Here is a 3,035-nt window from a genome sequence, read left to right as displayed (position 1 = left end):
GCATCCACACTTTGCATTAAATTCAATTGCATCCAGTTAAAATCATTTTTGCGAATATTGCCATCAGTATAATCAGCCGCAAGGGCTTGCGTGCAGCTGATAGCAAATACAGTACCCAGAACTGTTTTTTTAAGCATTGATATATTTTTCTTCAGCATTTTCAATTCCTTTGAGTAAGGTTGTGAGTCGCCCCACCCGATAAAGGGTGTGGCGGCTGGCTATCTAATTAAGGAGGTAAGCGTTATTACTGTATTTATTTACGTTTGAGTTTGAGTGTCCCCATCAGCATGACGAAGATAATTAAATACAACACCGGTATTGCATACATAATTTTCTGCAGTCCCATCGTTTTTTCCATCAGGGCGCTGATCGCCGGACTAAACATGGCCCCGGCACTACCACTAATTAAAATATATGAAACGTTCTGACTACTCGCGCGCTTCACAAAAGAAACACCATAAGCAATAAAGGAGTTATACAATGCCGCACAGACAAACCCATAACTGTAGGCAAGATAATCAAGCCCAGAGATCTGTTCTTTGGTAACGATAATGGTGGTAATCACACACGCCAGCAGAATAATACTGAGCAGGAAATAATGGATCTTCACCCGGGCAACAATCACGGTAGAGACTAACGCCCCCACCAGCGCAGCCCCCCAGTATTGGGTAATAATATTCCCGGCCTCTTCAAACGGAATACCAAACTTGTTCTTCACAAATAACGGTGCCCAGGTGAGGAAGGTGTACAGCGCCAGCATGCCTAAAAACAGACCTATACCGCCGCTAATAATCCCAGGATTCCACTCTGATTTCACTGCGTCTGTGCGATCCGCCTCAGGAGCCGTTTCACAGGCATTGAAGCGGGTTAGCATCACAACTCCCAGCGTGAGTAAGGCCACTATGCCAACGCTAAGGTAGCTATAACTCCACGACATATTATGCGTCAGGGCAAAGGTAGTGATCAGCGGAAAAACCACGCCCGCGACGTTAAAGGTGGCATCCTGTACCACCAGCATTGTGCTCTGAATGCGATCCTGCCAAACCGAAACCACGATCGTTCCCGCCACGCACAGGCCAATCCCCCCACAGAATCCCACTAAGGCCATGGCGACCATCACCGGCCATAAGCCGGGGCTTACGTGCATCGCCAGCGCGCAGAGGAACACTATCGAGTAGATAATGAGCGTCATACGCTTCACACCAATTTTTTCTATCAGGAAAAAGGCGGCGATAGTCCCGGCTAATGCTCCGCCATTGAGTAACGAAAATATCGAGGCGACAGTATTTACATCGGCACTGTAGCGTACTGCAATCGGTTCAATCAGCATGCCGAACTGACTGGCAAACCCTGCCATTATAAAATTTGCCAGAAAACTAATCAGCGTAAGTGCTATTTTATTCTTCATATAATGCCATCTCTGATTGGTTCAATTAGAAGTCAGGGCTAAGCCGTAACGGCAGTATTTAGCGCCAGCTCAATCATATTTTTAAAGGTTAACTGTCGTTCTTCTGCCGTCGTTTCTTCTCCTGTCAGGCAATGATCGGATACGGTTAAAATAGCCAGTGCTTCAATACTAAACTGATGCGCCAGGGCATAGAGTCCTGCCACTTCCATATCCACCCCCAGTACACCGAAGTTTTCCAGTGCCGGAATTAAATTTTCGTCAGGGTCATAATAAAGATCGCCACTGAAGACGTTACCGACCTTAATATCGATTCCGGCCTTTTGTGCCAACGTCCACGCCTGCTGTAATAGTGGAAAATGCGCAGACGTCGCCATTGCGTAGCCCGCGCTACGTTTTAAATTTGTAACGGAATCCGTTCCGGCAGCGACGGCAAGGATAATATCGCGCATTTTGACATGATGTTGTGTCGCCCCCATGCTACCGATGCGAATAATTCTCTGCACGCCAAAATCATGTACCAGTTCATGGGCATAAAGCGTCATTGAAGGAATGCCCATTCCGTGCCCCATTACCGAAACGGGTTGTCCAAAATAAAGACCGGTATAGCCCAACATATTGCGCACATTGGTAACTTCGCGGTAATCCATTAAATAGTTTTCGGCAATAAATTTCGCGCGTAGCGGATCGCCCGGCATAATCACAGTTGGCGCAAAATCACCCGGTTTAGCATTAATATGTGCAGTCATAACAATTCCTGAATTATGGGTATTGAAAATATGCAGGGATTGTAACCAGACGTTTGCAGGGGATTGAGGACAAAAGTCCTGCTCAGAGGATCGGCCTCTCATTTCTGAGAGTTAGTGTTGCAGTCTTGTGGCTCAGCGGAAAACCGCGCCCCCGGCACAGTCGCTCGGAGGTATCACAAAACAAGCCTCTGCGAAAGGTCAAAGTCGAGGTGTCGATCTCGTTTTGCATCAATGTTAAACTCGCACACTTTCTATTAGACCTTTCTTAATTATGATAAAGCTACTTTCACGCTACATTTCCGTAGGGATTGTAAACACGGCATTACATTGGGCGGTGTTCGGCATCATGGTATACATCATGAAAAATGACCAGGCCGTGAGCAACGTGGTGGCGTTTTTGATAGCTGTGACATTTTCATTTTTTGCCAACGCAAAATTTACATTTAGTGCAAAAGCCACCAGCCGAGGGTATGTGCTATTTGTTGGATTTATGGGGCTACTGAGCTTTATCTCTGGTCAGGTATCCGATCACTACAACATTTCCCCTCTCATAACGTTGATAGAGTTCTCCTGTATCAGCCTGGTATGTGGCTTCTTATACTCAAGGTTCATTGTTTTTAGGGATCCGAAATGAAAATCTCTCTGATTGTGCCGGTGTTCAATGAAGAAGATACTATACCTATTTTCTACAACACGGTGCGTGGGCATGAAGAACTAAAAAAATATGATGTCGAAATCGTGTTTATCAACGACGGTAGCAAAGACGCTACAGAATCCATCATTAATGCTCTCGCCGTATCTGATAAGCTCGTCGTCCCCATTTCATTTACGCGCAACTTTGGAAAAGAACCAGCAATTTTTGCAGGCCTTGAGCGTTCCTC

At 45.9% G+C, this 3,035-nt stretch carries 4 protein-coding genes; 2 read left to right on the top strand and 2 right to left on the bottom strand.

What is annotated here, in order from left to right:
* Window positions 1-253 precede the first annotated feature (253 nt).
* Together tsgA and deoD are read right to left on the bottom strand one after the other, a co-directional pair.
* Entirely contained in the window at window positions 254-1,408 is a 1,155-nt protein-coding gene (gene tsgA, locus KQJ18_RS22990; RefSeq protein WP_038639500.1) for an MFS transporter TsgA, read from the bottom strand.
* A 38-nt stretch (window positions 1,409-1,446) separates the two neighbouring features.
* Window positions 1,447-2,154, bottom strand: a complete 708-nt coding sequence (gene deoD / locus KQJ18_RS22985; RefSeq protein WP_087857512.1) for a purine-nucleoside phosphorylase — start codon at window positions 2,152-2,154, stop codon at window positions 1,447-1,449.
* A 271-nt stretch (window positions 2,155-2,425) separates the two neighbouring features.
* Between deoD and KQJ18_RS22975 the strand changes: the two genes are divergently transcribed.
* Together KQJ18_RS22975 and KQJ18_RS22970 are read left to right on the top strand one after the other, a co-directional pair.
* Complete coding sequence (locus KQJ18_RS22975; RefSeq protein WP_038639494.1) at window positions 2,426-2,788, top strand: GtrA family protein; 363 nt, start codon at window positions 2,426-2,428, stop codon at window positions 2,786-2,788.
* Window positions 2,785-3,035 (top strand): glycosyltransferase (locus KQJ18_RS22970; RefSeq protein ID WP_216422839.1); only part of this gene is annotated, 251 nt, incomplete at its 3' end. The genes KQJ18_RS22975 and KQJ18_RS22970, both read left to right, overlap by 4 nt.

The sequence above is a fragment of the Citrobacter sp. S55_ASV_140 genome (assembly GCF_018919505.1).
Taxonomy (GTDB): Bacteria; Pseudomonadota; Gammaproteobacteria; order Enterobacterales; family Enterobacteriaceae; genus Citrobacter; species Citrobacter werkmanii.
This window is presented reverse-complemented; position numbering and strand designations above follow the sequence as displayed.